This is a genomic window from Pseudomonas sp. LB3P25, from assembly GCF_054897985.1.
In genome coordinates, this window is sequence record NZ_CM142711.1 from 2,689,100 (window position 1) to 2,712,729 (window position 23,630).

Annotated in this window: 22 protein-coding genes; 16 read left to right on the plus strand and 6 right to left on the minus strand. The window is 60.5% G+C overall.

Annotation, left to right across the window (positions count from 1 at the left end; genetic code table 11):
* Positions 1-26: 26 nt before the first annotated feature.
* Positions 27-623, plus strand: coding sequence for a DinB family protein (locus ACYZTW_RS12110; RefSeq protein WP_462005046.1), 597 nt, complete (start codon positions 27-29; stop codon positions 621-623).
* Here ACYZTW_RS12110 and ACYZTW_RS12115 read toward each other — a convergent pair.
* Complete coding sequence (locus tag ACYZTW_RS12115) at positions 544-1,464, minus strand: LysR substrate-binding domain-containing protein (RefSeq protein ID WP_462005047.1); 921 nt, start codon at positions 1,462-1,464, stop codon at positions 544-546. The two genes, ACYZTW_RS12110 and ACYZTW_RS12115, sit on opposite strands and share 80 nt — an antisense overlap.
* A 225-nt stretch (positions 1,465-1,689) precedes the next feature.
* Entirely contained in the window at positions 1,690-2,574 is an 885-nt protein-coding gene (locus ACYZTW_RS12120; protein ID WP_462005048.1) for a LysR substrate-binding domain-containing protein, read from the minus strand.
* A 132-nt stretch (positions 2,575-2,706) separates the two neighbouring features.
* On the opposite strand from ACYZTW_RS12120, the gene ACYZTW_RS12125 reads away from it, so the two are divergent.
* The 3 genes from ACYZTW_RS12125 to ACYZTW_RS12135 are packed head-to-tail and all read left to right on the plus strand — an operon-like array spanning position 2,707 to position 4,961.
* Complete coding sequence (locus tag ACYZTW_RS12125) at positions 2,707-3,723, plus strand: aldo/keto reductase (RefSeq protein ID WP_462005049.1); 1,017 nt, start codon at positions 2,707-2,709, stop codon at positions 3,721-3,723.
* Positions 3,724-3,725: 2 nt separating this feature from the next.
* Entirely contained in the window at positions 3,726-4,523 is a 798-nt protein-coding gene (locus tag ACYZTW_RS12130) for an SDR family NAD(P)-dependent oxidoreductase (protein ID WP_462005050.1), read from the plus strand.
* Positions 4,524-4,550: 27 nt separating this feature from the next.
* A complete protein-coding gene (locus ACYZTW_RS12135; RefSeq protein WP_462005051.1) occupies positions 4,551-4,961 on the plus strand; it encodes an SRPBCC family protein in 411 nt (136 codons plus the stop codon).
* 139 nt (positions 4,962-5,100) lie between these two features.
* Here ACYZTW_RS12135 and ACYZTW_RS12140 read toward each other — a convergent pair whose 3' ends face one another.
* Entirely contained in the window at positions 5,101-6,495 is a 1,395-nt protein-coding gene (locus tag ACYZTW_RS12140; protein ID WP_462005052.1) for a sensor histidine kinase, read from the minus strand.
* The gene (locus tag ACYZTW_RS12145; RefSeq protein WP_223433656.1) at positions 6,473-7,156 is read right to left on the minus strand and encodes a response regulator transcription factor; all 684 of its coding nucleotides are present in this window, start codon (positions 7,154-7,156) and stop codon (positions 6,473-6,475) included. The genes ACYZTW_RS12140 and ACYZTW_RS12145 overlap by 23 nt, the downstream gene beginning before the upstream one ends.
* A 377-nt stretch (positions 7,157-7,533) precedes the next feature.
* Here ACYZTW_RS12145 and ACYZTW_RS12150 point away from each other — a divergent pair, with 377 nt between their 5' ends.
* Positions 7,534-8,472 carry a hypothetical protein gene (locus ACYZTW_RS12150; protein WP_462005053.1) on the plus strand — a complete coding sequence of 313 codons (939 nt, stop codon included), beginning with the start codon at positions 7,534-7,536 and terminating at the stop codon, positions 8,470-8,472.
* A 284-nt stretch (positions 8,473-8,756) separates the two neighbouring features.
* Here the strand turns inward: ACYZTW_RS12150 and ACYZTW_RS12155 are convergent, their stop codons facing one another.
* Both ACYZTW_RS12155 and ACYZTW_RS12160 read right to left on the minus strand, forming a co-directional pair.
* The gene (locus ACYZTW_RS12155; RefSeq protein WP_462005054.1) at positions 8,757-9,368 is read right to left on the minus strand and encodes a glutathione S-transferase; all 612 of its coding nucleotides are present in this window, start codon (positions 9,366-9,368) and stop codon (positions 8,757-8,759) included.
* A 77-nt stretch (positions 9,369-9,445) separates the two neighbouring features.
* Complete coding sequence (locus tag ACYZTW_RS12160) at positions 9,446-10,366, minus strand: MurR/RpiR family transcriptional regulator (protein ID WP_033057626.1); 921 nt, start codon at positions 10,364-10,366, stop codon at positions 9,446-9,448.
* Positions 10,367-10,677: 311 nt separating this feature from the next.
* Between ACYZTW_RS12160 and ACYZTW_RS12165 the strand changes: the two genes are divergently transcribed.
* The 11 genes from ACYZTW_RS12165 to ACYZTW_RS12215 all read left to right on the plus strand — a co-directional run bounded on the left by ACYZTW_RS12165 (position 10,678) and on the right by ACYZTW_RS12215 (position 23,615).
* Positions 10,678-12,615, plus strand: a complete 1,938-nt coding sequence (locus ACYZTW_RS12165) for a bifunctional 5-dehydro-2-deoxygluconokinase/5-dehydro-2-deoxyphosphogluconate aldolase (protein WP_462005055.1) — start codon at positions 10,678-10,680, stop codon at positions 12,613-12,615.
* 160 nt (positions 12,616-12,775) lie between these two features.
* Positions 12,776-13,666 (plus strand): myo-inosose-2 dehydratase, encoded by an 891-nt coding sequence (gene iolE, locus ACYZTW_RS12170; RefSeq protein WP_462005056.1) that lies wholly within the window; start codon positions 12,776-12,778, stop codon positions 13,664-13,666.
* Positions 13,666-14,475, plus strand: a complete 810-nt coding sequence (gene iolB / locus ACYZTW_RS12175; RefSeq protein WP_462005744.1) for a 5-deoxy-glucuronate isomerase — start codon at positions 13,666-13,668, stop codon at positions 14,473-14,475. Before iolE ends, iolB begins: the two co-directional genes overlap by 1 nt.
* A 44-nt stretch (positions 14,476-14,519) precedes the next feature.
* Positions 14,520-16,022, plus strand: coding sequence for a CoA-acylating methylmalonate-semialdehyde dehydrogenase (locus ACYZTW_RS12180; RefSeq protein WP_462005057.1), 1,503 nt, complete (start codon positions 14,520-14,522; stop codon positions 16,020-16,022).
* A 25-nt stretch (positions 16,023-16,047) separates the two neighbouring features.
* Entirely contained in the window at positions 16,048-16,869 is an 822-nt protein-coding gene (locus ACYZTW_RS12185; protein ID WP_462005058.1) for a TIM barrel protein, read from the plus strand.
* Between the two features lie 148 nt (positions 16,870-17,017).
* The gene (gene iolD / locus ACYZTW_RS12190; RefSeq protein ID WP_462005059.1) at positions 17,018-18,949 is read left to right on the plus strand and encodes a 3D-(3,5/4)-trihydroxycyclohexane-1,2-dione acylhydrolase (decyclizing); all 1,932 of its coding nucleotides are present in this window, start codon (positions 17,018-17,020) and stop codon (positions 18,947-18,949) included.
* A 39-nt stretch (positions 18,950-18,988) separates the two neighbouring features.
* Complete coding sequence (gene iolG / locus ACYZTW_RS12195) at positions 18,989-19,999, plus strand: bifunctional inositol 2-dehydrogenase/D-chiro-inositol 1-dehydrogenase (protein WP_462005060.1); 1,011 nt, start codon at positions 18,989-18,991, stop codon at positions 19,997-19,999.
* Positions 20,000-20,235: 236 nt separating this feature from the next.
* The gene (locus ACYZTW_RS12200) at positions 20,236-21,096 is read left to right on the plus strand and encodes a sugar phosphate isomerase/epimerase family protein (RefSeq protein WP_462005061.1); all 861 of its coding nucleotides are present in this window, start codon (positions 20,236-20,238) and stop codon (positions 21,094-21,096) included.
* A 160-nt stretch (positions 21,097-21,256) separates the two neighbouring features.
* Positions 21,257-22,309 carry a Gfo/Idh/MocA family protein gene (locus tag ACYZTW_RS12205; RefSeq protein ID WP_462005062.1) on the plus strand — a complete coding sequence of 351 codons (1,053 nt, stop codon included), beginning with the start codon at positions 21,257-21,259 and terminating at the stop codon, positions 22,307-22,309.
* Positions 22,310-22,453: 144 nt separating this feature from the next.
* Positions 22,454-22,636, plus strand: a complete 183-nt coding sequence (locus ACYZTW_RS12210; RefSeq protein WP_462005063.1) for a hypothetical protein — start codon at positions 22,454-22,456, stop codon at positions 22,634-22,636.
* Between the two features lie 52 nt (positions 22,637-22,688).
* A complete protein-coding gene (locus ACYZTW_RS12215) occupies positions 22,689-23,615 on the plus strand; it encodes a sugar ABC transporter substrate-binding protein (RefSeq protein ID WP_462005064.1) in 927 nt (308 codons plus the stop codon).
* Positions 23,616-23,630: the final 15 nt, after the last annotated feature.

Consider the following 23,630-nt stretch of genomic DNA (forward strand, 5'->3'; position numbering starts at 1 on the left):
GCGCCCATTGCAATGGGAGAACTCTGATGATTAACGTACGCACTGCCCGCATGCTTGCCGATTACAAACGTTGGGCCAATCAACGCCTCTTTGACAGCCTGGCCGCGCTGCCGCCAGGTGAGGTCAATAAAGAGCGCGTGTCGGTGTTCAAGAACATGATCGGCACCCTGAACCACATCTACGTGGTGGACTGCATTTGGCAGGCCCACCTCGAAGGCCGAGGGCACGGCTTCAAAACTTCACACGATCTGCTGCATCCCGACCTCGCTGAGCTGCGCCTGGCGCAAAAGAGCATCGATCGCTGGTACTGCGACTGGAGCGCCCGGCAGACCGATGTCTCGCTGGATAAACCCGTCGAGTTCACCTTTGTCTCGGGGGAAAGCGGCACCATGAGCGCCGGCGCGATACTGATGCATGTGGTCAATCACGCCAGTTATCACCGCGGCTGGGTGATCCAAATGTATTTCGAGATTCCGGTCATGCCGCCGGTAACCGACCTGCCGGTCTACCTGCGCGAAACCGACCCCGAGTCTTTCAAATCGATTAATGCACCGGCAGTGGCGCCGACATGTGTTGGGCAATTCGCGAGCGCAACCAACGTTCTGCCGGATCGTTATCGTTGACGCCGTTCCAGACCATGGACAGTTCGGACAGCACGATGTCAAACGGCGGGTCGTCGGCACGCAGTTGCCTGCTGCCTTCGATCAGCGCGCACGCCGCGTAGTCCGGCACCGTGGCGAGCATATCGGTGCCGGCCAGCAAGGCGCGCAGGCCGGCGAACTGCGGCACCGCCAGCACCACCCGGCGTGAGCGGCCGATGCGTGCCAGATCGTTGTCGATGGCACCGGTCAAATCCCCGGAAAACGACACCAGCGCGTGCGGACGTTCGCAGTATTCATCCAGGGTCAGGGTGCCGGGACGGTCATCGCCACGCAGGATCTTGACGCTCAGGTCCCGCAGCTTCTTGCGCTTGGCGTTGGCCGGCAGTTCCGTGGTGTAGCTGATCCCGACGGAGATCTCCCCGGAGGCGAGCATCGACGACATCAGCAAGTAATTCACCCGTCGCACCACCACCACAACGTTCTGCGCCTCTTCACGTATTTGCTTGAGCAGCGGCGGAAACAGGCCGAACTCGGCGTCGTCGGACAGGCCGATGCGAAACACGTCGCGGCTGGTGGACGGGTCGAAATCCTTGGCCCGGCTGACCGCGCCGGAGATGGTGTCCATCGCCGGCTGCAATTCCTTGAGGATCGCCAGCGCCCGCTGGGTTGGCTCCAGCACCCGACCGTTACGCACCAGCAACGGGTCGTCGAACAGATCGCGCAACTTGGCCAGTGAGGCACTGACGGCGGGCTGGCCGAGAAACAGCTTCTCCCCGGCCCGGGTCAGGTTCTTTTCGAACATCAGGGTTTCGAAAATCACCAGCAGGTTCATGTCGACGCGGCGCAGGTCGTTGCGGTTCATGCGGGGCTACTCGCAGAATTTCGGGGGTCTTTTCAGTAAAGCACGTGTGGCGAGGGAGCTTGCTCCCGCTCGGCTGCGCAGCAGTCGTAAATCCAGTGGACGCGGATAGCCTGAATGACCGCGGTTGCAGGTTCTGGGGCCGCTGCGCGACCCAGCGGGAGCAAGCTCCCTCGCCACAGGGGCAGGGGATGCCGGGTCGGTGTCCGGTGGTTAACCGATCGTTCCCTATTCGGTCAGCACCTTCCTGAACGTCTCCACCAGCGGCCGCAAATTGATCCGGTGCCACGCGGCCCACAGCGGCGTGGTGAAGGAAATCCACGGCACTTCCCGCAGCACCACGCCGGGCGGTGCGTTACGGCTCAGGCCTTTCTGGATCATGGCGATGCCCAGCCCCGACGCCACCAGCCCCAATGCGGTGAACGGTTCGGTGGCTTCCATGCGAATGTCAGGGGTGAAACCGGCGCGGATGCAGGCGCTGACGAAGTCGTCGCGGCTGGCGGCGTCCTGGCGCGGTTGCACGCCGATCCATTCCTGATCGGCCAGGTCTGCCGGGGTCAGTGTTGTGTGGTTAGCCAAAGGATGATGTTCGGGCAGGGCCAGCAGCATCGGATCGTCCAGCACTTGAAAACCCAGCAGGTCCGGGTCGTCGGCGACGGGCGGTTCGCTGACCAGTGCGATATCCAGACTACGCTGACGCAGGCCTTCGAGTTGTTCGGCGGAATTGAGGTTGTACAGCGCGACGTGCACGTTCGGTCGGTCGACCCGCAGCACCCGCAAGGCATTGGGCAGGACGCCGGCGTGCATGGCGTTTTCGATGTAGCCGATGCACAAGCCGCCTTCTTCGCCACGACCGAGGCGCTTGCCCAGGGATTCCAGGCGATTGGCGTGGGTCAGCAGGGCACGGGTTTCGGCCAGAAAAGTCTGGCCATCGCGGGTCAGGCGAATACGTTGCTGGCTGCGTTCGAACAGGGTCAGCCCCAGGCGTTCCTCAAGCTGGGCGATCTGCCGGCTCAGGGGCGACTGGGAAATGTGCAGGCGTTCGGCGGCGCGACCGACGTGTTCTTCTTCGGCGACGGCGACGAAGTAGCGCAATTGGCGGATGTCGATCATATCAGACCTATAGGGACTCAAGTGCTGCGCATTATGTCTTGGACGGTCCGATCATCGCAATCTAGGATCTGCTCAACGGTCACCTGCACCACTTGATAAAGGGCGACCTCTGAAACTGACGAGGATTGAATCATGAGCTTAAAAGACAAATTGCCCGGCGCGCTGGGTTTCGGTACCGCCCCATTGGGCAACATGTTCCGCGCCATTCCTGAAGAAGAAGCGCTGGCTACTGTCCGCGCCGCCTGGGATGCCGGCGTGCGTTACTTCGACACCGCGCCGTTTTACGGTTCGGGCCTGTCGGAAATTCGTCTGGGCGCCGCGTTGGCCCAGTACAACCGCGATGACTATGTGCTGAGCAGCAAAGTCGGCCGGGTCATCCTCGATGAAGTCGAAGACACTGCGGCCCGCGATCTGGGCGAGAAGAGTGGGGTGTTCGAGCACGGCCGCCCGAACAAGATCGTCAACGACTACAGCGCCGACGCCACGATGCGCTCGATCGAAGACAGCCTCAAGCGCCTGCAAACCGATCGCCTGGACATCGTCTGGGTGCATGACATCGCCCAGGACTTCTACGGCGATCAATGGCTGGAATACTTCAACCAGGCCCGCACCGGCGCCTTCAAAGTGCTGACCCGCTTGCGCGAAGAAGGCGTGATCAAGGGCTGGGGGCTGGGCGTGAACAAGGTCGAACCGTGCGAACTGACCCTTGATCTGACCGAAGCGCAGCCGGACGGTTTTCTGCTGGCGGGTCGCTACACGCTGCTCGACCACGATCGTGCCTTGCAACGTCTGATGGACGCAGCCTTGGCGCAGAACGTCGATATCGTGGTCGGTGGTCCTTACAGCTCGGGCATTCTGGCCGGTGGCACGCACTTCGAATACCAGAAAGCCAGCCCGGCGATCATCAATAAAGTCGAGCAGATCAAACGCATCGCTGCCGCCCACGGTGTCGACATCAAGGCGGCTGCGTTGCAGTTCTCGTTGGCTAACCCGGCCGTCGCGGCGGTGATTCCGGGGTCAAGCCGTCCGGACCGAATCGCTGAAGACGTTGCCGCGATGTCCGCCGTCATTCCCGCTGCTTTCTGGCAGGCGATGCGCGACGCGAAACTGGTGTCTGAACGCGCGCCATTGCCGATCATTGGAGGTTGAGCATGAAAATCGATCTGACTGGAAAACTCGCCATTGTCAGCGGCAGCACCGCCGGCATTGGCCTGGGCATCAGCAAGGCGCTGGCCGAGTCCGGCGCCACGGTGGTGGTGATCGGCCGCGAGACGGCCAAGGTCGAACAGGCGCTGACGAGCATTCGCCAAAGCGTGCCGGGCGCGCAATTGCGGGGCCTGACCGCAGACCTCGGCACGGCCGAAGGTGCCGAGTTGTTGTTCGCCGCCGAACCGCGGGCGGACATCCTGGTGAACAACCTCGGGATCTTCAACGACGTGGATTTCTTCGACACACCGGACAGCGAGTGGACGCGGTTTTATGAGGTCAACGTGATCTCCGGCGTGCGCCTGTCCCGGCATTACGTGCCGGACATGGTCAAACAGGGCTGGGGTCGGGTGATCTTCCTGTCCTCGGAATCCGGGGTCGCGATCCCGGCCGACATGCTCAATTATGGCGTGACCAAAAGCGCCAACCTGGCGGTGTCCCATGGTCTGGCCAAACGGCTGGCGGGCACGGGCGTAACGGTCAACGCGATCCTGCCTGGCCCGACGCTGACCGATGGCCTGGAGCAGATGCTTAAGGACGCCACCGCCAAATCGGGGCGAAGTGTCCGGGAAGAAGCCGACGCGTTCGTGCGCAAGGCCCGGCCGACGTCGATCATCCAGCGCGTGGCGGATGTCGAGGAAGTTGCCAACCTGGTGGCTTATATTGCCTCGCCGTTGTCCTCGGCCACGACGGGTGCGGCGTTGCGGGTCGACGGCGGTGTTGTCGACAGCATGGCGATCTGAACCTTATTGATTGAGAGAGAACATCACATGGCAACTGCATCAGCGTTTATTGATATCCCGGCGTCGGCCGACGAGGTTTGGCAATTGATCGGCGGCTTTAACTCGCTGCCGGACTGGCTGCCGTTTATCCCGAAAAGCGAGCTGAGTGAAGGCGGGCGGGTGCGTAGCCTGCAAACGGCGGATGGGGCGGTGGTGGTTGAGCGGCTTGAGTCCTTCGACAACGCAGCGAAAACCTATAGCTACTCGATCCTGCAGGCGCCGTTTCCGGCTACTGACTACCTGGCGACTATCAGCGTGGAAGCACAGGGGCAGGGCGCGCGAGTGACCTGGTCGGGGCGGTTTACGCCGGTTGGGGTGAGCGAGACAGAGGTTGAGGCGTTGTTTGCCGGTATTTATCAGGGCGGTCTCGAGGCCCTTCGAGCCAACTACCCAACCTGATAGACACAGTAGATCCCCTGTGGGAGCGAGCCTGCTCGCGAAGGCGCCGTGTCAGACAACATCAGTGTTGACTGGGAGGCAGCCTTCGCGAGCAGGCTCGCTCCCACAGGGGGGGATGCGTCGGTTCAGGGGATTCGGGTCAGGTCTGTGGAATCAGATCCTGCCCGCAATCGAGCAATAGTTTCGCCCCACCGAGTTCACTGGTGCCCACCTCAAGCGTAAACCCATGCAGGCTGACAATCGCCGCCACGATCGACAGCCCTAGCCCGAACCCGCTTTGCTGACTGCCACCCTCGGCGCGATAGAAGCGCTGGAACACCGCTACCTGTTCGCTCTCGGGTATTCCGGGCCCGGAGTCGAGCACTTCAATCCGCGTATGTCCCCCTTCATTGACCCCACGCAAAATCACCTCGCCACCCGGCGGCGTAAATTTGATCGAGTTGCTCAGCAAATTCGCCACCGCTTCGAATAGCAACGCGCGGTCGCCATTCAGTGGCGGCAAGACGTCAGGCAGTTGCAGCTTGAAAACCAGTTCACCTTCTTCCGCCAACGGCAGATAAAAGTCGTGCAGCTCTTGCAACAACGGCACCGGATCCAACTGCACAAAACCCGAACGCCGCTGACGATCCTCCAGCTCGGAAATCCGCAGCAACCCTCGAAAGCGCGCCATCAAGGTGTCCGCTTCACCGAGCACCGAGTCCAGTTGCACAGCCAGCGTCGAACCCTCGTCAGCCTGCTGCTGAATCCGGTACAGCTGCGCCCGCAGGCGGGTCAGCGGTGTGCGCAGGTCGTGGGCGATGTTGTCGCAGACGCCCTTGACCTCGTTCATCAAGCGTTCGATTCGTTCGAGCATGGCGTTGACGATGGCGGCGAGCATGTCCAGTTCATCGCGGCGATTGGACAAGGGCAGACGCCGGGTCAGGTCGCCGGCGACGATGGCCTCGGCGCTGGCCTGAATCCCGCGTATTCGCCGCAGAGGCCGGCGGCGCAATAGGTGCCAACCGGCGATGCCCGGAAGGATCGTCAAGGTCACGCCCCAGAACAACGCGTGGAGGATGATCCGGGTGACGGCGAATAACGAGCCGTTGTCCCGCACCAGCACCAACCAGCGTCCGTCCTTGGTCTGGGTCGCCACCGCGTCGCAGCTGTCGGCGGGCAGGGTCGGGTCGTCGGAATCGGCGCAGTCGCTGAGCATGTGGATCTTGCCGTCCAGCGGCAGCCCTTCCGGAATCTGACGCAGAGCGCCGTTGAGGTAGCGATGCTGGTTATCGAACAGGCCATAGGCGTCGATGCCGCGAATGTCGAAGGTCATGCTGACGGCGAGGGCGTCCACCAGTTGGTCACCCGAAAAGCGTGAAAACAGATGCTGACGTTGCATCAGCGAGTGTTTGGCCAGGTTGTCCAGATAAGCGGAAACATCGTAGTACATGACCCCCATGAGAATCCCGCTCCAGATCACGAACAGCGAACTGTAGAGCGCCAGCAAACGGCTGCTGGAAGAGCGCCAGCCGTTAGAGGGGTTCGGCAATGACATAACCCGAGCCTCGCACGGTCCGAATCAGTGGGACATTGCCTGGCGGGTCGATCTTCTTGCGCAGTCGGCCGATGTGCACGTCGATCAGGTTGGTGCCGGGATCGAAGTGGTAACCCCAGACCTCTTCGAAAATCATCATCCGCGACAGAATCTGCCCGGTGTTGCGCATCAGGAATTCCAGCAACTTGTATTCGGTGGGCAACAGCGTCAGCAAATGACCGTCGCGGCTGGCTTCATGGCTGATCAGGTTCAATTCCAGATCCGCCACCCGCAGCGTGGTCGCCTGGGCGGTCACGGTGTTCTGGCGGCGCAGCAGGACTTCGACCCGGGCGGCCATTTCATCGGTGGCGAACGGTTTGGTCAGGTAATCATCACCGCCCGCGCGCAAGCCGCGCACCCGCTCATCGACGTCGGAGAGGGCGCTGATCATCAGGATCGGCGTGGCCACGCCCATGGTCCGCAACGTGGTGACAATCGCCAGACCATCGAGCTCGGGCAGCATGCGATCAAGAGTGATCAAGTCGTAGTTGCCGCTGACCGCGCGCGCCAGACCTTCGCGGCCGTTGTCGACCCAATCCACATCGAGGCCGTGGCTGCTCAGTTCGGCGACGATTTCCCGGGCAGTCACGGCGTCGTCTTCGATGGTCAAGATGCGGGTCATAGGGCGGGCCTGATTAGGAGTACTCAACGTTGAGCGGCATTTTGCCAAGAAATGATGGCAGGCTTTCTAAATAAAACTTCATGTGAAACGAAAAGATCGCAGCCTGCGGCAGCTCCTACATTTAAAACGCGATCCCCTATAGGCGCTGCCGCAGGCTGCGATCTTTTGATCTTTCCATTAAAAAACAGCGTTTCTGATCAATGCATAAAACCCGCCGCTACAGACAGTTCCTTGCAAAATGCATGGAGATTGGAAGTTCAAACTTTATAACTTATTGAAAACCAGAGACTTATTTAAAGTTGGCGACTGGCACGGTGACTGCACTTCCTCCGTTGAAGAGTTGTAACACCATCCTTCCTGCCTGGAGCGATATAACAATGAATAGGTCCTCTGATGGTTTCTATCCTGCCTTCGAAGAAACGAGCACGCTCTCTGGCGTGTCCTGGGGGGCAATCTTCGCGGGGGCCGCCGCGGCGGCGGCGTTGTCGTTGATTCTCGTGTTGCTCGGCGTTGGCCTGGGTTTTTCGGCGGTGTCGCCGTGGGCCAATGAAGGCGTGAGCGCCAAGGGCCTGGGCATTTCAACGATTGTCTGGCTGGCGGTTACCCAAATCGTCGCTTCCGGGCTTGGCGGTTACATCGCCGGTCGTCTGCGGGTGAAGTGGGCGTACATGCACGGTGACGAGGTGTACTTCCGCGACACTGCCCATGGCTTTTTGGCCTGGTGCGTGGCGACGCTGGTGACAGCGACATTGGTCGTCGGCTCGGTCAGCAGCATTGTCAGCGGTGGCGTGCAAGCCGGGGCGAGTGTGGTCGGTGGCGCCGCGAGTGCCGCGACTCAGGCGGCGGGTACCGCGGCCGGCAAGATCGACAGTGATCAGTACGGTTACTTCGTCGACAGCCTGTTCCGCGATGATCGCCCGACTGCTGTCAGTGATGACGCCGTTCATGGCACCGTGACGCGCATCTTCGTGCGCAGCCTGAGCAACGGCGGTCAACTGGCTGCCGAAGATCGCACCTACCTGGCGCAATTGGTCGCCCAACGGACCAACCTCACTCAAGCGGACGCTGAACGTCGCGTCGATGAAGTCTATGCCCGCACGCAAAAAGCCGTGGCCGACGCCAAACTCGCCGCCCAACAAGCGGCTGACACCGCCGCCAAAGTCGCTGCCTGGACTTCGCTGTGGATGTTCATCGCGCTGCTGATCGGTGCGTTTTTCGCCAGCCTCGCGGCAACCTTTGGCGGCCGTCGTCGGGATGCCGTGGTGTATCTGGAAACCGACGAATACGTGACCACCACTCCACTGCCTGTTCGCTAACCCAGGAGAACCCTCATGCGCTCACTACTGCTGTTCTTTCTCGGCGTACCGATCCCGATCATTATCCTGATCGCCCTGTTCATGCACTGACTTACGCTGGGGCACATGCCTCTGCCGCTTCTGCCTTGGGTAGAAGCGGCGTTTTTGTTTGAGCGTCCGAGATTTACATTGATGTTGAGTGTCAGTCCGCAATTCGCGAGCAGGCTCGCTCCCACAGTTGACCGCGTTTCACCTGTGGGAGCGAGCCTGCTCGCGAAGGAGCCGGATCAGGCACAACAATCCATCTACTCGATCGGCGTACTGACAAATTCCTCAAGCCCTTCGGCATACGCCGTAAACGCACTGAGCTGTGGAAACTGATTCACATCCACCTGATCCGGCACCACCAGATGGGTGAAACTCCACGACACCGCCAACGTAATTCCGTCTTGAGCAATCGACCCATCAGTCTTCAGCGGCTGCATTTCCAGCTCCCGCTCCAGCGCCGAATAGGCGGCTGCCAATTGTCCTTCGACCCGCTCCACCCACGGTTCAAATTGAATATCCGCCGGCCGCAGGTTGCGTTCGTAGTAGAGCTGCACGGACTTTTCGCACGCCGCCAGCCCCAGGCCGATCAGGCGCAACGAGCGCAGGCGTTGATCGAGATCGTCGGGCATCAGGCTGTTGCCAGGACCGGCCAAGGCTTCCAGGTAGTCGATGATCAGCGTCGAGTCGATCAACACCTCGCCGTCGTCGAGCACCAGGGTGGGCGCTTTGACCACCGGGTTGATCTGCTGGAATTGCTCGAAATGCCGGAACACCGAAACCGACTGGTGTTCCAGCGGGATGCCAAGGCGTTTGGCGGAGATGGCGACGCGCCGCACGTAGGGTGAATCCAGCATGCCGATCAGCTTCATTGAACCGCTCCTTCAGATGTCCATTTCGGGATGGACAACCTTAGTTTAGCTTCAGCGAGCTGCAAACGGCGTGGGCGCTAATCTTCGAAGCCGACCTGTTCGTGAATCTCATCGACCTTCAATTCCAGCCGATACGCCACGGCGATAAACAGCGCCTGGCACAGGCACAGCGTCGCACTCAACGAACGGAAAGCAAACGAGCTGCCTTCGTTGACCAGCAGCACGGTGTTGGCGCGTTTTGCCAGAGGCGAGAGGTTGCTGTCGGTGATGATCAGGGTTTTTGCCTGATGGTGCTGGGCGATGCGCAGGCAGTGCTGGGTTTCCTTGCCGTAGGGCGTGAAGCTGATGGCAATCACCAGGTCATTGGCGCGCACGCTGCGCATCTGCTCGCGGTAGCTGCCGCCGAGCCCCGAGACCAGATGGATGCGCTTGTTGGTGTGCTGCAGGTTGTAAACCAGGTAGTCGGCTACCGCGAACGAGCGGCGCACCCCGACCACGTAGATGTTGTCGGCGTTCACCACCAGGTCGACGGCCTTGTCGAAGGCCTGATCATCGAGTTCCAGCCCCAGTCGTTCGATGCCCGACAGGGTCGCATTGATGCACTCGCGCGCCAGGTCGCCGCCGCTGGCCTTCTGCGACTTGTTGGCGATCATGCTGCGAATGCGCTGCTGGTAGTTCTGAACCGGCGTGGTCTTGTGCGTATACGCCTCGCGGAACAGCGCCTGCATTTCGCTGAAGCCACTGAAGCCGAAACGCTGGGAGAACCGCACGATCGCCGAGGGGTGCACTTCGCACTCGCGGGCGATGTCGCTGATGCGGTCGACCATGATCCGGTCGCTCTGCTGGCTCATGTAACTGGCGATGCGCTTGAGCTGGCGCGGCAGGCTTTCGTACTCGTTGGTGATTAGCTGCAGCAGACGCTCGGCATTGATCGGGGGGCTGGCGAGATCGCTGTCGGGCGTGCTCTCGGTCGTCGCCGGCTGATCGGTGCGGGTCATAAGGAATCCTTCTGGCTTGTTCTTATAGGGAGGACAGATGGCGTCATCCCCTGACAATAGGTTGGCTGTGCGCAGTCTACAGGGTAGGCCGGAATAAAATCTTGAGCTTGCGGTCAGTGTGAGGGGTGCTGAAACGATGCACTGCCTCTGGAACGCTTGTACCCAAGTTTATTGGAAAAAATGTTCCACGTAAAAAATATTTAGAATAATTATTGATTGTTCGGTCCCGGACGTTTTAGTCTGCATCCACCAAGCGTGTTCGGCGCGGTCATCGCCCCGAACGCAGGCTGATAAAAATAACAGGAGCCAACATGGGCCAGACTCGTTTTGCCAGTGGGCGTCAATTGGAACTGATTTGCCTGGGGCGCCTTGGCGTCGACCTCTATGCGCAGCAAGTCGGAGCGCGGTTGGAAGATGTTTCAAGCTTCGCCAAATACCTCGGTGGATCGTCCGCCAACATCGCTTTCGGCACGGCTCGGTTGGGTCTGAAGTCGGCGATGCTGAGCCGGGTAGGGGACGACCACATGGGCCGCTTTCTCGTTGAATCCCTGACCCGCGAAGGTTGCGATGTCAGCGGCATCAAGGTCGATCCGGAACGCCTGACCGCTATGGTCCTGCTGGGCCTCAAGGATCGCGAAACCTTTCCTTTGGTCTTCTACCGCGAAAACTGCGCCGACATGGCGCTGCGGGCCGAAGACATCAGTGAAGCCTTCATCGCTTCCAGTAAAGCCTTGCTGATCACCGGCACCCATTTCTCCACCGACGGCGTCTACAAGGCGAGCATCCAGGCGCTGGATTACGCCGAGAAGCACAACGTCAAACGGGTGCTGGACATCGACTATCGTCCGGTACTCTGGGGCCTGGCTGGCAAGGCGGACGGCGAGACCCGGTTCGTCGCCGACCAGAACGTCAGCCAGCATGTGCAGAAAATCCTCCCGCGTTTCGACCTGATCGTTGGCACTGAAGAAGAGTTTTTGATTGCCGGCGGCTCCGAGGATTTGCTCACGGCGCTGGGCAATGTGCGGCGCCTGAGCGCGGCGACCCTGGTGGTCAAGCTCGGCCCGCAGGGCTGCACGGTGATTCACGGGGTGATCCCGGCACGTCTTGAAGACGGCGCCATTTTCCCCGGCGTTCGGGTGGAAGTGTTGAATGTGCTGGGGGCCGGCGATGCCTTCATGTCCGGCTTCCTCGCCGGGTGGCTGGTTGATGCGAGCGACGAGCGCTGCTGCCAGTTGGCCAATGCCTGTGGCGGTCTGGTGGTGTCGCGCCATGCCTGCGCCCCGGCCATGCCGACCCGCGCCGAACTCGACTATCTGTTTAACAGTCCGGTGCCGATTACCCGGCCGGATCAGGACGCGGTGTTGCAGCGTCTGCATCAGGTCAGCGTGCCGCGCAAACAGTGGAAGCAGCTGTTCATTTTTGCCTTCGACCATCGCGGGCAACTGGTGGAACTGGCGCACAAGGGCGGTCGCGACCTGAACGCCATCGGCGAACTCAAGCAACTGTTTATCAAGGCTGTGGAACGGGTCGAAGCCGATTTGCGTGAGCAGGGCATCGAGGCCGATGTCGGGCTGCTGGCCGATCAACGCTTCGGTCAGGACTCGCTGAGCGCCGCCACCGGTCGCGGCTGGTGGGTGGCGCGTCCGGTGGAAGTGCAAGGCTCGCGGCCATTGGCCTTCGAACATGGTCGCTCCATCGGCAGCAACCTGATCGCCTGGCCGCAGGAACAAATCATCAAGTGCCTGGTGCAATTCCACCCCGACGACGAGCCGTTGCTGCGACTGGAACAGGAAGCGCAGATCAAGGGTTTGTATCAGGCATCCCAGGTCAGCGGTCATGAGCTGCTGCTGGAAATCATTCCGCCCAAGGATCACCCGTCGACCCATCCGGACGTGTTGTATCGCGCGCTCAAACGCCTCTACAACCTGGGCATTTACCCGGCGTGGTGGAAGATCGAAGCGCAGAGCGCCGAGGAGTGGAAGCTACTCGACGAGCTGATTCAGGAACGTGATCCGTACTGCCGAGGCGTGGTGCTGTTGGGCCTCAATGCACCGGCAGCGGCACTGGCCGAAGGGTTTCAACAGGCCAGCCAGAGCCAGACTTGCCGCGGTTTCGCCGTGGGCCGGACGATTTTTCAAGAACCGAGCCGCGCGTGGATGGCCGGTGAAATCGATGATGAAGCGCTGATCCGTCAGGTGCAGGGCACGTTCGTCGAACTGATCGATGCCTGGCGCAGTGCCCGCGCCTGAAGAAACACCGAGGGACCCTGTGGGAGCGAGCCTGCTCGCGAAAGCTGACTGACAGTCAACATTTATGGCGCCTGACACACCGCCTTCGCGAGCAGGCTCGCTCCCACAAGGGTTCCGTGCCGGTCTTACTGATTTGTGTAAAACAATAAAAGGTGCAGCCATGCCCGCTATTCGAATTGGCATCAACCCGATCTCCTGGAGCAACGACGACCTGCCGTCCCTCGGTGGCGAGACGCCGCTGAGCACCGCCCTGAGTGAAGGCAAGGAAATCGGCTACGAAGGTTTCGAACTCAACGGCAAGTTCCCCAAGAACGCCAAAGGCGTCGGTGACGTGCTGCGGCCTTACGACCTGGCGCTGGTGTCCGGCTGGTATTCCAGCCGTCTGGCCCGCCGCTCGGTGGCCGAAGAAATCGACGCCATCAGCAGCCATGTCGAGCTGTTGGCGAAGAACGGCGCCAAGGTGCTGGTGTACGGTGAAGTCGCTGACTCCATTCAAGGCCAGCGTATTCCGCTGGTGGAGCGCCCGCGTTTCCACACCGAACACGCCTGGCAGGAATACGCCGACAAGCTCACTGAGCTGGCGCGTTTCACCTTGACCCAGGGCGTACGCCTGGCCTACCACCACCACATGGGCGCCTACGTCGAATCCCCGGCCGACATCGACAAGTTGATGGCGTTGACCGGCAGCGAAGTCGGCCTGCTGTTCGACTCGGGCCATTGCTACATGGGTGGCGGCGAACCGTTGCAGGTGCTGCGCAAACATATCGAGCGCATCTGTCACGTGCATTTCAAGGACGTGCGCAAACCGGTGGTGCAACTGGCCCGCAACAATCTGTGGAGCTTTCCGGACTGCATCATCAACGGCACGTTCACCGTGCCCGGCGATGGCGACATCGATTTCGGCGCCTTGCTCGACGTGCTGCTGGCGGCCGATTACCACGGCTGGCTGGTGGTCGAAGCCGAGCAGGACCCAGCGGTGGCGCCGAGTTACGTCTACGCCAAAAAAGGCTACGACACCTTGCGCACGCTGCTCGACGAGAGGACTAAATGATGAGCCTGCTGGTCAAAAGCAATGCCCGTGGCCGGACCATGGTCGAGCTGGGTAAAGGTGAGCTGGAATACGTCGGCTTCGCCGCTTACCGCTTGAGCCTGGGCGAAACTTTGCCGGTGTCGGCCGGTGATAAAGAACTGTGCCTGGTGCTGCTCAGCGGTCGAGTCAGCATCAAGGGCGAAGCGCCGGGGCAGGGCGCGTTCGACTGGGACAACATCGGCGATCGCCAGTCGGTGTTCGAAGACAAATCCCCCTTCGCCGCTTACCTGCCGCCGGGCAGTCAGGCGCAAGTGGTCGCGCTCAGCGATGTGCAAATCGCTGTGTGCGCCGCGCCCGGTTCAGCGAGCAACGGCCTCGGCCCACGGTTGATCAAACCCGACAGCATGAAGCGCAGCGTGCGCGGCAAAGGCGCCAACACCCGTTACGTCTGCGACATCCTGCCGGACACCGAGCCGGCCCATTCATTGCTGGTGGTGGAAGTACGCACACCGTCGGGTCACTCGTCGAGCTACCCGCCGCACAAGCACGATACCGACGATTTGCCGCACCAGAGTTTTCTCGAAGAAACCTATTACCACCAGATCAACCCGCCCCAGGGCTTCGTGTTCCAGCGGGTGTACACCGACGATCGCAGCATCGATCAGGCCATGGCCGTGGAAAACAGCGACCTCGTGGTCGTGCCCAAGGGCTATCACCCGGTCAGCGTGCCGTACGGCTACGAGTCGTACTACCTGAACGTGATGGCCGGCCCGAAACGTGTCTGGCAGTTCCATAACGATCCGCAGCACAGTTGGCTGCTTGATCTCTGAACTAAAAAGCCTGAATTCCAACCTCTGCACGGAGAACACGATCAATGAGCAACGCCCCGGTCATTGGCCATTACATCCACGGTCAAGTGCAAGACAGCAGCAGCGAACGGTTCAGCAACGTCTTCAACCCGGCCACCGGCAGCGTCCAGGCGCGCGTCGGGCTGGCCAGCCAGAAGACCGTAGACGAAGCCGTCGCCTCGGCCCTGAAAGCCTTTCCAGCCTGGTCCGAACAATCGTCCCTACGCCGTTCGCGGGTGATGTTCAAGTTCAAGGAATTGCTCGACCAACATCACGATGAACTGGCAGAAATCATCTGCCGCGAACACGGCAAGGTGTTTTCGGACGCCAAGGGCGAAGTCACCCGGGGCATCGAAATCGTCGAGTACGCCTGCGGTGCGCCGAACCTGCTGAAAACCGAGTTCAGCGACAACATCGGCGGCGGCATTGATAACTGGAACCTGCGTCAGCCGCTGGGCGTGTGTGCCGGCGTCACGCCGTTCAACTTCCCGGTGATGGTGCCGCTGTGGATGATCCCGCTGGCGCTGATCACCGGTAACTGCTTCATCCTCAAGCCGTCCGAGCGTGATCCGTCCGCCAGTTTGCTGATGGCCCGCCTGCTCAGCGAAGCCGGTTTGCCGGACGGCGTGTTCAACGTGGTTCAGGGCGACAAGACCGCGGTCGACGCGTTGCTGCAACACCCGGACATCGAGGCGATTTCCTTTGTCGGCTCGACGCCGATTGCCGAGTACATCCACCAGCAAGCCACCTCGCGCGGCAAGCGTGTGCAGGCGCTGGGTGGGGCGAAGAATCACATGATCGTCATGCCCGACGCGGATCTGGATCAAGCGGCGGATGCCTTGATCGGCGCGGCTTACGGCTCGGCCGGCGAGCGCTGCATGGCGATTTCGATTGCCGTGGCGGTGGGCGATGTCGGCGACCAGCTGATTGCCAAACTGCTGCCGCGTATCGATCAACTGAAAGTTGGCAACGGCCTGAAGGGCGACAGCGACATGGGGCCGCTGGTGACCGCCGAGCACAAGGCCAAAGTCGAAGGTTTCATCGACGAAGGCGTGGCCCAGGGCGCGCAACTGATCGTTGATGGCCGTCACTTCAAGGTGCCGGGCGCCGAAAACGGCTTCTTCGTCGGCGCGACGCTGTTCGACAATGTCACGACCGAGATGAGCATCTACCAGCAGGAAATTTTCGGCCCGGTGCTAGGCATCGTTCGGGTGCCGGACTTCGCCAGCGCCGTCGCGTTGATCAACGCCCACGAGTTCGGCAACGGCGTGTCCTGTTTCACCCGCGACGGCGGCATCGCCCGTGCCTTCGCGCGCACGATCAAAGTCGGCATGGTTGGCATCAACGTGCCGATTCCGGTGCCGATGGCCTGGCATTCCTTCGGTGGCTGGAAGCGCTCGCTGTTCGGCGATCACCACGCTTACGGCGAAGAAGGCATCCGCTTCTACAGCCGCTACAAAAGCGTGATGCAGCGCTGGCCTGACAGCATTGCCAAGGGCCCTGAATTCAGCATGCCGACGGCCAACTAATTCACCTGTGCGGAGAACAACAATAATGAGCAAACCCCTGCGTTTCGCCCTGAACCGTATGGTCGCCCCCCGTTTGTCCCTGCCGGCGTTCATCGAATTGGCGGTGACCCTCAAGGCCGACGCCATCGAAATTCGCAATGACCTTAAAGGCGTCGAGATCGAAGACGGCACCGCCCCCGAGCGCGTCCGTGAGTTGTGTGCCGCCCAAGGCATTACCGTGCTGTCGATCAACGCGCTGTATCCGTTTGATGTGTGGAATGACGAGCGCCGTGCACACGCCTTGAAGCTGGCCGCTTACGCCCGTGATTGCGGCGCTCAAGGGTTGGTCATGTGCCCGCTCAACGACCGTGCCGACCCGCGTAACGAAGCCGCCCGTGCTTCAGGTTTGCGCACGGCGTTGACTGAACTGGCGCCGATCCTGCGCGAACACGGCATTCTCGGTTTCATCGAACCGCTGGGTTTCGAAGAGTGCTCGCTGCGCCGCAAGCGCACGGCGGTGGACGCGATCAAGGCCATCGGCGGGCTCGATGTGTTCCGTCTGGTTCACGACACCTTTCACCATCACCTGGCCAGCGAACATGAATTTTTCCCCGAGCTGACCGGGTTGGTGCACATCTCCGGCGTCGAGGATGCCGAGGCACCGTTGGCGACTATCCGCGACGGTCACCGCGTGCTGGTGGGCGAGGGCGACATCCTCGGTAACGCGGCGCAAATCGACACCTTGCTCAGCAGCGGTTACAGCGGCTACCTGTCGTTCGAACCGTTTGCCGACAGCGTCCATGGCCTGGCGGACATCCAGCAGGCGATCGGCGCGAGCATGGATCACCTGCAAAAATCTTTGGCCTGACAACGGTTTCGGGCTGATGGAGATCAACTGTGGGAGCGAGCCTGCTCGCGATGATGGCGGCACATTCAACATTGATATCGCCTGACGCACCGCAATCGCGAGCAGGCTCGCTCCCACAAGGGTTTCTTCGTTTATTGAAGGATCGGTTATGACCACAACACGACTGACCATGGCCCAGGCCCTGGTGAAATTCCTCGATAACCAGTACATCGAGGTCGATGGGGTTCAAAGCAAATTCGTCGCCGGGATCTTTACTATTTTCGGCCACGGCAACGTGCTGGGCCTGGGCCAGGCCCTGGAGCAGGACAGTGGCGACCTGATCGTCCATCAGGGCCGTAACGAGCAAGGCATGGCCCACGCGGCCATCGGTTTTGCCAAGCAACACTTGCGGCGCAAGATCTACGCCTGTTCCTCATCGGTAGGCCCGGGTGCGGCGAACATGCTGACGGCCGCTGCGACGGCGACTGCCAACCGCATTCCCTTGCTGCTGTTGCCAGGCGACGTTTACGCCTGCCGCCAGCCGGACCCGGTGCTGCAACAGATCGAGCAATTCCACGACCTGAGCATCAGCACCAACGACGCGTTCAAGGCCGTGAGCAAATACTGGGACCGCATCAACCGTCCCGAGCAACTCATGACGGCTGCGATCCACGCCATGCGCGTGCTCACCGACCCTGCCGAAACCGGCGCGGTGACCCTGGCCTTGCCACAAGATGTGCAGGCCGAGGCCTACGACTACCCCGATTACTTCCTGCAAAAACGCGTGCACCGCATCGAGCGTCGTCCGGCGACTGAAGCGATGCTCGGTGATGCGCTGGCGCTGTTCAAAGGCAAGCACAAGCCGCTGATCATTTGTGGTGGCGGGGTTCGTTACTCCGGCGCCAATGCGGCATTGCAGGCCTTTGCCGAGCGCTTCGACATTCCTTTCGCCGAAACCCAGGCCGGCAAGAGTGCGGTGGTGTCCAGTCACCCGCTGAACGTTGGCGGGATTGGTGAAACCGGCTGTCTGGCGGCGAATCTGTTGGCCAGGGACGCGGATCTGATCATCGGTGTCGGCACCCGCTACAGCGATTTCACCACCGCGTCGAAATCCCTGTTCCAGCATCCGGACGTGCAATTCCTCAATCTGAACATCAGCCCCTGCGATGCCCTGAAGATCGACGGCGTGCAACTGCTGGCGGACGCCAAAGCCGGCTTGCAAGCCTTGGCTGAAGCTTTGGGTGATTACCGTTCTGCGTGGGGCGATCAACCGCGTCAGGCCAAGGCGCAACTGGACGAGGAAGTTGACCGTATCTATCAGGTCGAATACCAGAGCAAAGACTTCATCCCGGAAATCAACGACCACATGGACCCGGCGGTGCTGCGCGAATTCATCGAGCTGACCGGTTCCTGCCTGACCCAGAGCCGCGTGCTCGGCGTGCTCAACGAAACCCTGGCCGATGACGCGGTGATCGTCGCCGCTGCCGGCAGCTTGCCCGGTGACTTGCAGCGCAGTTGGCGCAGCAAGGGGGTGAACACCTATCACGTCGAGTACGGTTATTCCTGCATGGGTTACGAGGTCAACGCCGCACTGGGCGTGAAACTCGCCGAGCCGGATCGCGAGGTCTATGCGCTGGTCGGTGACGGCTCCTACATGATGCTGCACTCGGAGCTGGCGACCTCGATTCAGGAGCGACGCAAGATCAACGTGGTGCTGCTCGACAACATGACCTTCGGTTGCATCAACAATTTGCAGATGGAACACGGCATGGACAGCTTTGGCACCGAGTTCCGTTTCCGCAACCCGGAAACCGGCAAGCTCGACGGCGGGTTCGTGCCGGTGGATTTCGCCATGAGCGCGGCGGCTTATGGCTGCAAAACCTACAAAGTGAACACGGTCGAAGAACTGAACGCGGCATTGGCCGATGCGCGATTGCAGACCGTTTCGACGCTGATCGACATCAAGGTTCTGCCCAAAACCATGATTCACAAATACCTGTCGTGGTGGCGGGTCGGTGTGGCGCAAGTCTCCACCAGCGCCCGGACCGATGCGGTGGCCAAGACCCTGAATGAACGACTGGCCAAGGCCCGTCAGTACTGATTGCCCTGAACGAACAACAACAAATCTAGGAGTCATTAAATGTCTTTGAAGCTTGGAGTCATCGGTACCGGGGCCATCGGCCAGGATCACATCCGTCGTTGCAGCCAGACCTTGCTTAACAGCCAGGTGGTCGCGGTCACCGACATCAATTTGCAACAAGCAGCGAACGTGGTTTCCGACCTGAAACTGACCGCCGAGGTCTATCCCGACGGCCACGCGCTGATCAAGGCGCCCGAGGTCGAAGCGATCCTCGTCACCTCTTGGGGCCCGAGCCACGAAGAGTTTGTGCTGGCCGCGATTGCCGCCGGCAAACCGGTGTTCTGCGAGAAACCGCTGGCAGTCACCGCTGAAGGCTGCCGCAAAATCGTCGAGGCCGAAGTGGCCCACGGCAAGCGCCTGGTGCAGGTCGGCTTCATGCGTCCGTATGACGAAGGTTATCGGGCGCTGAAAGCCGTGATCGACAGCGGTCAGATTGGTGAGCCATTGATGTTGCACTGCGCGCACCGCAACCCGACCGTGGGTGAAAACTACAAGACCGACATGGCGATCACCGACACGCTGATCCATGAACTGGACGTGTTGCGCTGGTTGCTCGACGACGATTACGTGTCGGTGCAAGTGGTGTTCCCGCGCAAGAGCAGCAAGGCGCTTGCGCATTTGAAAGACCCGCAGATCGTGCTGCTGGAAACCGCCAAGGGCACGCGCATCGACGTGGAAGTGTTCGTTAACTGCCAATACGGCTACGACATCCAGTGCGAAGTGGTGGGGGAGACCGGCATCGCCAAACTGCCCGAGCCGTCGCAGGTTCAGTTGCGCAGCGGGGCGAAGTTGTCCAACGCGATTCTGATGGACTGGAAGGATCGCTTCATCGCGGCGTACGACGTCGAGTTGCAGGCGTTCATTGATGGCGTGCGGGCCGGGCAGGTGGGTGGGCCTTCGGCATGGGACGGGTTTGCGGCGGCGGTGGCGGCGGATGCCTGCATCGAAGCGCAGAACAGCGGGGCGATCGTCAAAGTCGGTTTGCCTGAGCGCCCTCGGTTCTATGGTTGAGTTCGAAAGTATTTCAAGTTTGAGATCGCCCCCTCACCCCAACCCTCCCGAAACGTCGGACCGCCCCAGAGGGGAGAGGGGGCTGATCTCCATGGTTCTTGAAGTTTGCATTCGACTCGGACTCTCAGGTCGAAGTACCTCTATAAACACCTCGGTCGGCTCCCTCTCCCCCCTGGGGAGAGGGTTGGGGTGAGGGGTGGCCCTTCCGGCCAGAGAGAATCATCAAGGAGAAAGAAATGCGCATTGCACTAGACCCCTACATGTACCGCACCCTGTCCCTGGGCAAGATGGTCGATAAGGTCGCCGAGCTAGGTTACGAACACATCGAACTCTCACCGCGGGAAGATTTCCTGCCGTTCTACAAAGCTCCGCGGGTCGACAAGGCGCGGATCAAGGAAATTCGCAAAGCCCTGAGCGACACCGGGGTCAAACTGTCTTCCTTATTACCGATGTACCACTGGGCCGCCGCCGACGAAGGCCTGCGTGTTGCCGCCGTGCGCAACTGGAAACGGGCGATTCAGATTGCCGTGGAGATGGACTGCGAGCTGGTCAACACCGAGTTCACCGGTCAGTCAGACAACCCGCTGGTCTGTGAGAACCAGTTCATGCGCTCCATGGACGAGTTGATCCCGGAGTTCGAACGCGAAGGTATCAAGCTGGATATCCAGGCGCACCCTTACGACTTTTGCGAACGCAACAACGAGTCGGTGGACATCATTCGTGGTCTGGATCGTGAGTGGATCAACTACCTCTACGCCGCGCCGCACACCTTCTTCTATGACGACGGCAAAGGCGATATCGCTTCGATGCTCAAGTATGCCGGCTCGAAGCTGAGCCACCTGATCATCGCCGATACCTACAACCACAAGGCTTCTTCCGGGTTGCGCTACATCGTCAACCCGCCGGGTGTCGTCGCCACCGTGCACCAGCATCTGGACATCGGTCAGGGCGAAGTCGATTGGGACGCGTTTTTCGGCACCTTGCGCGAGATTCAGTTCGACGGCATCGCCACGGTCTCGGTGTTTGCCTGGGAAGACCGGCCGGATGAATCCAACCGGATGATGCTCGAACGCGTCAAAAGCGAACTCTGCCGCTAAGGCCTGCACAAAACCCTGTGGGAGCGAGCCTGCTCGCGAAGGCGGCAGCACAGTCAATATTGATGTCGCCTGACACGCCGCTTTCGCGAGCAGGCTCGCTCCCACAAGGGCCGTGTGTATCCAGTGAGCGGTTTACATAACAATAAGAAGGAATGCACACATGCGTATCGGACTTGTCGGTTACGGCCATGGCGGCCGGTTTTTCCATGCTCCGCTGATCAGCAGTTTGCCGGCGGCGAAGTTCGTGGGTGTGGTCACTCGTTCACCGGAACGCCGACTGTTGCTGGCGGCAGAACACCCCGGTGTGCCAGCGTTCGACAGCATCGGCCAACTGGTGGAGGCCGGGATCGATGTGCTGGTAGTGTCCACTCCGCTCAAGGGCCGACCAGCGCTGGTGCTCGATGGCATCGAACACGGTGTGGCGGTGGTCAGCGACAAACCGTTCGCCGCTGATGCGCAGCAAGCCCAAACCCTGATCACCATGGCCGAGCGTCAGGGCGTGCAGCTCAGCGTCTATCAGAACCGGCGCTGGGACTCGGACTTCCTGACCGTGCGCAAACTCATCGAGTCCGGCGCGCTGGGCCAGATCACCCGTTTCGAATCGCGGATCGAGCGTTACTCACCACAGGCAGTGAACAACGGCAGTGGCGGCGGCTTCCTTCGCGACTTGGGCAGCCATCTGGTGGATCAGGCGTTGCTGTTGTTCGGCCCGGTGACCCGGGTCTACGCCGAACTGGATTACCTGGAAAAAGGCCAGGTCTTCGATAACGGCTTCTTTATGTCCCTGACCCATGCCAGTGGCGTGACCTCACACCTGGGCGGCAGTTGCCTGCAAAACACCCCCGGCCCGCGCTTTCGGGTGACCGGCACCCAAGGTTGTTACAGCGTCGATGGCCTGGACGGGCAAGAAGCATCGGCACTCGCCGGGCTCTCGCCGAAATCCGAAGGTGAGCGCTGGGGTGTTGAAGAGCATCGCCGCTGGGGCTGGTTCGAACAGGGTGAAGTGCGCGAGCGGGTTCCCTCCGAGCGCGGTTGCTGGAATCAGTTCTATTTACAGCTACAAGCCGCATTGCAGAGCGGTGGCCCACTGCCTGTGGATGCCCGTGATGCACTGGCGACCACCCGCGTGCTAGACGCTGCGCGACTGAGCTTCGAGCGGCATCAAGTGGTGGCATTGAGCCCGTTCGAAAGCCATGGAATAAAATCAGAATAAAATTCTAAAATGAGTTGATATAGAAATTATTTTCTAATAAAGTCATTTCCAGGTTGCCGACTATCAACGTCCAATCTCGCTCAAGCCAACCTTGAACGGGTGCAGGACGAACCAAAAACAAGAAACAAAAGCCAGGTACTGTCGATGAAAACCTTTAACGCTGCTTTGCATGTTTTACGCTCCGCTTCACACCTCTTTCGCGACCTGCCTCGCGTCTCGTTCCTTTTCTTTACCGGCTCCATTCCCCGCTTGCTCTGCGTTGAACGCAACGGCGCCCTGGTTTGCTGCATTCCAGGCGCTCCGATTGTCCGCTTGCCCCGTCACTGAAATCGTCACACCTCATCCATAAAACCAACAAGAATGTGGAGAAAGACTTTTCATGAAGACCAAGATCCGCTTCGCCTCACTTGCCTTGTCCCTGATGTTCGCCAGTGGCGCGGCGCTCGCCGATATGAAGATCGGCGTCAGCATGTCCCAATTCGATGACACCTGGCTGACCTACCTGCGCGAATCCATGGACAAGAAAGCCAAGTCCTATCCCGATGGCGTGCAGCTGCAATTCGAAGACGCCCGCAGCGACGTGGTCAAGCAGTTGAGTCAGGTCGAAAACTTCATCAGCCAGAAGGTCGATGCCATCGTGGTCAACCCGGTGGATACCGCCGCCACCCGTAAAATCACCGAAGCCGCCGTCAAGGCCGGCATCCCGCTGGTCTACGTCAACCGCCGTCCCGATGATCTGAAACTGCCCAAAGGCGTAGTGACTGTCGCCTCCAACGATCTGGAGGCCGGTGAAATGCAGATGCAGTACCTGGCCGAAAAAATGGGCGGCAAGGGCGACATCGTGATTCTGCTGGGCGACCTCGCGAACAACTCCACCACCAACCGCACCAAGGGCGTCAAAGACGTGCTGGCCAAATACCCGAACATCAAGATCGAGCAAGAGCAGACCGGGATCTGGTCACGGGATAAAGGCATGACCCTGGTCAACGACTGGCTGACCCAGGGCCGCAAGTTTGACGCGGTGGTGTCCAATAACGACGAAATGGCTATTGGTGCCGCGATGGCCTTGCAACAGGCTGGTGTCGACAAGGGCAGCGTATTGATCGCAGGTGTCGACGGTACGCCGGACGGCTTGAACGCGATCAAGAAAGGCAGCATGACGGTGTCGGTGTTCCAGGACGCCAAGGGTCAGGCGGACGGTTCGATCGACACCGCCGTGAAAATGGCCAAAAACGAGCCGGTTGAACAGGCCGTCTGGGTGCCATACCGCTTGATCACCCCGCAAAACGTCGACACGTTCAAATAGCCTGTCCGTTCAATA

Excerpts from the sequence above, each read along its gene's own strand:
- iolG (WP_462005060.1), top strand. The coding sequence starts at position 18,989 with ATGTCTTTGAAGCTTGGAGTCATCGGTACCGGGGCCATCGGCCAGGAT.
- iolD (WP_462005059.1), top strand. The coding sequence starts at position 17,018 with ATGACCACAACACGACTGACCATGGCCCAGGCCCTGGTGAAATTCCTC.
- iolB (WP_462005744.1), top strand. The coding sequence starts at position 13,666 with ATGAGCCTGCTGGTCAAAAGCAATGCCCGTGGCCGGACCATGGTCGAG.
- ACYZTW_RS12125 (WP_462005049.1), top strand. The coding sequence starts at position 2,707 with ATGAGCTTAAAAGACAAATTGCCCGGCGCGCTGGGTTTCGGTACCGCC.
- ACYZTW_RS12200 (WP_462005061.1), top strand. The coding sequence starts at position 20,236 with ATGCGCATTGCACTAGACCCCTACATGTACCGCACCCTGTCCCTGGGC.
- ACYZTW_RS12110 (WP_462005046.1), top strand. The coding sequence starts at position 27 with ATGATTAACGTACGCACTGCCCGCATGCTTGCCGATTACAAACGTTGG.
- ACYZTW_RS12160 (WP_033057626.1), bottom strand. The coding sequence starts at position 10,366 with ATGACCCGCACCGATCAGCCGGCGACGACCGAGAGCACGCCCGACAGC.
- ACYZTW_RS12150 (WP_462005053.1), top strand. The coding sequence starts at position 7,534 with ATGAATAGGTCCTCTGATGGTTTCTATCCTGCCTTCGAAGAAACGAGC.
- ACYZTW_RS12165 (WP_462005055.1), top strand. The coding sequence starts at position 10,678 with ATGGGCCAGACTCGTTTTGCCAGTGGGCGTCAATTGGAACTGATTTGC.
- ACYZTW_RS12145 (WP_223433656.1), bottom strand. The coding sequence starts at position 7,156 with ATGACCCGCATCTTGACCATCGAAGACGACGCCGTGACTGCCCGGGAA.
- ACYZTW_RS12140 (WP_462005052.1), bottom strand. The coding sequence starts at position 6,495 with ATGTCATTGCCGAACCCCTCTAACGGCTGGCGCTCTTCCAGCAGCCGT.
- ACYZTW_RS12155 (WP_462005054.1), bottom strand. The coding sequence starts at position 9,368 with ATGAAGCTGATCGGCATGCTGGATTCACCCTACGTGCGGCGCGTCGCC.
- ACYZTW_RS12115 (WP_462005047.1), bottom strand. The coding sequence starts at position 1,464 with ATGAACCGCAACGACCTGCGCCGCGTCGACATGAACCTGCTGGTGATT.
- ACYZTW_RS12135 (WP_462005051.1), top strand. The coding sequence starts at position 4,551 with ATGGCAACTGCATCAGCGTTTATTGATATCCCGGCGTCGGCCGACGAG.
- ACYZTW_RS12180 (WP_462005057.1), top strand. The coding sequence starts at position 14,520 with ATGAGCAACGCCCCGGTCATTGGCCATTACATCCACGGTCAAGTGCAA.
- ACYZTW_RS12205 (WP_462005062.1), top strand. The coding sequence starts at position 21,257 with ATGCGTATCGGACTTGTCGGTTACGGCCATGGCGGCCGGTTTTTCCAT.
- ACYZTW_RS12120 (WP_462005048.1), bottom strand. The coding sequence starts at position 2,574 with ATGATCGACATCCGCCAATTGCGCTACTTCGTCGCCGTCGCCGAAGAA.
- ACYZTW_RS12215 (WP_462005064.1), top strand. The coding sequence starts at position 22,689 with ATGAAGACCAAGATCCGCTTCGCCTCACTTGCCTTGTCCCTGATGTTC.
- ACYZTW_RS12130 (WP_462005050.1), top strand. The coding sequence starts at position 3,726 with ATGAAAATCGATCTGACTGGAAAACTCGCCATTGTCAGCGGCAGCACC.
- ACYZTW_RS12185 (WP_462005058.1), top strand. The coding sequence starts at position 16,048 with ATGAGCAAACCCCTGCGTTTCGCCCTGAACCGTATGGTCGCCCCCCGT.
- iolE (WP_462005056.1), top strand. The coding sequence starts at position 12,776 with ATGCCCGCTATTCGAATTGGCATCAACCCGATCTCCTGGAGCAACGAC.
- ACYZTW_RS12210 (WP_462005063.1), top strand. The coding sequence starts at position 22,454 with ATGAAAACCTTTAACGCTGCTTTGCATGTTTTACGCTCCGCTTCACAC.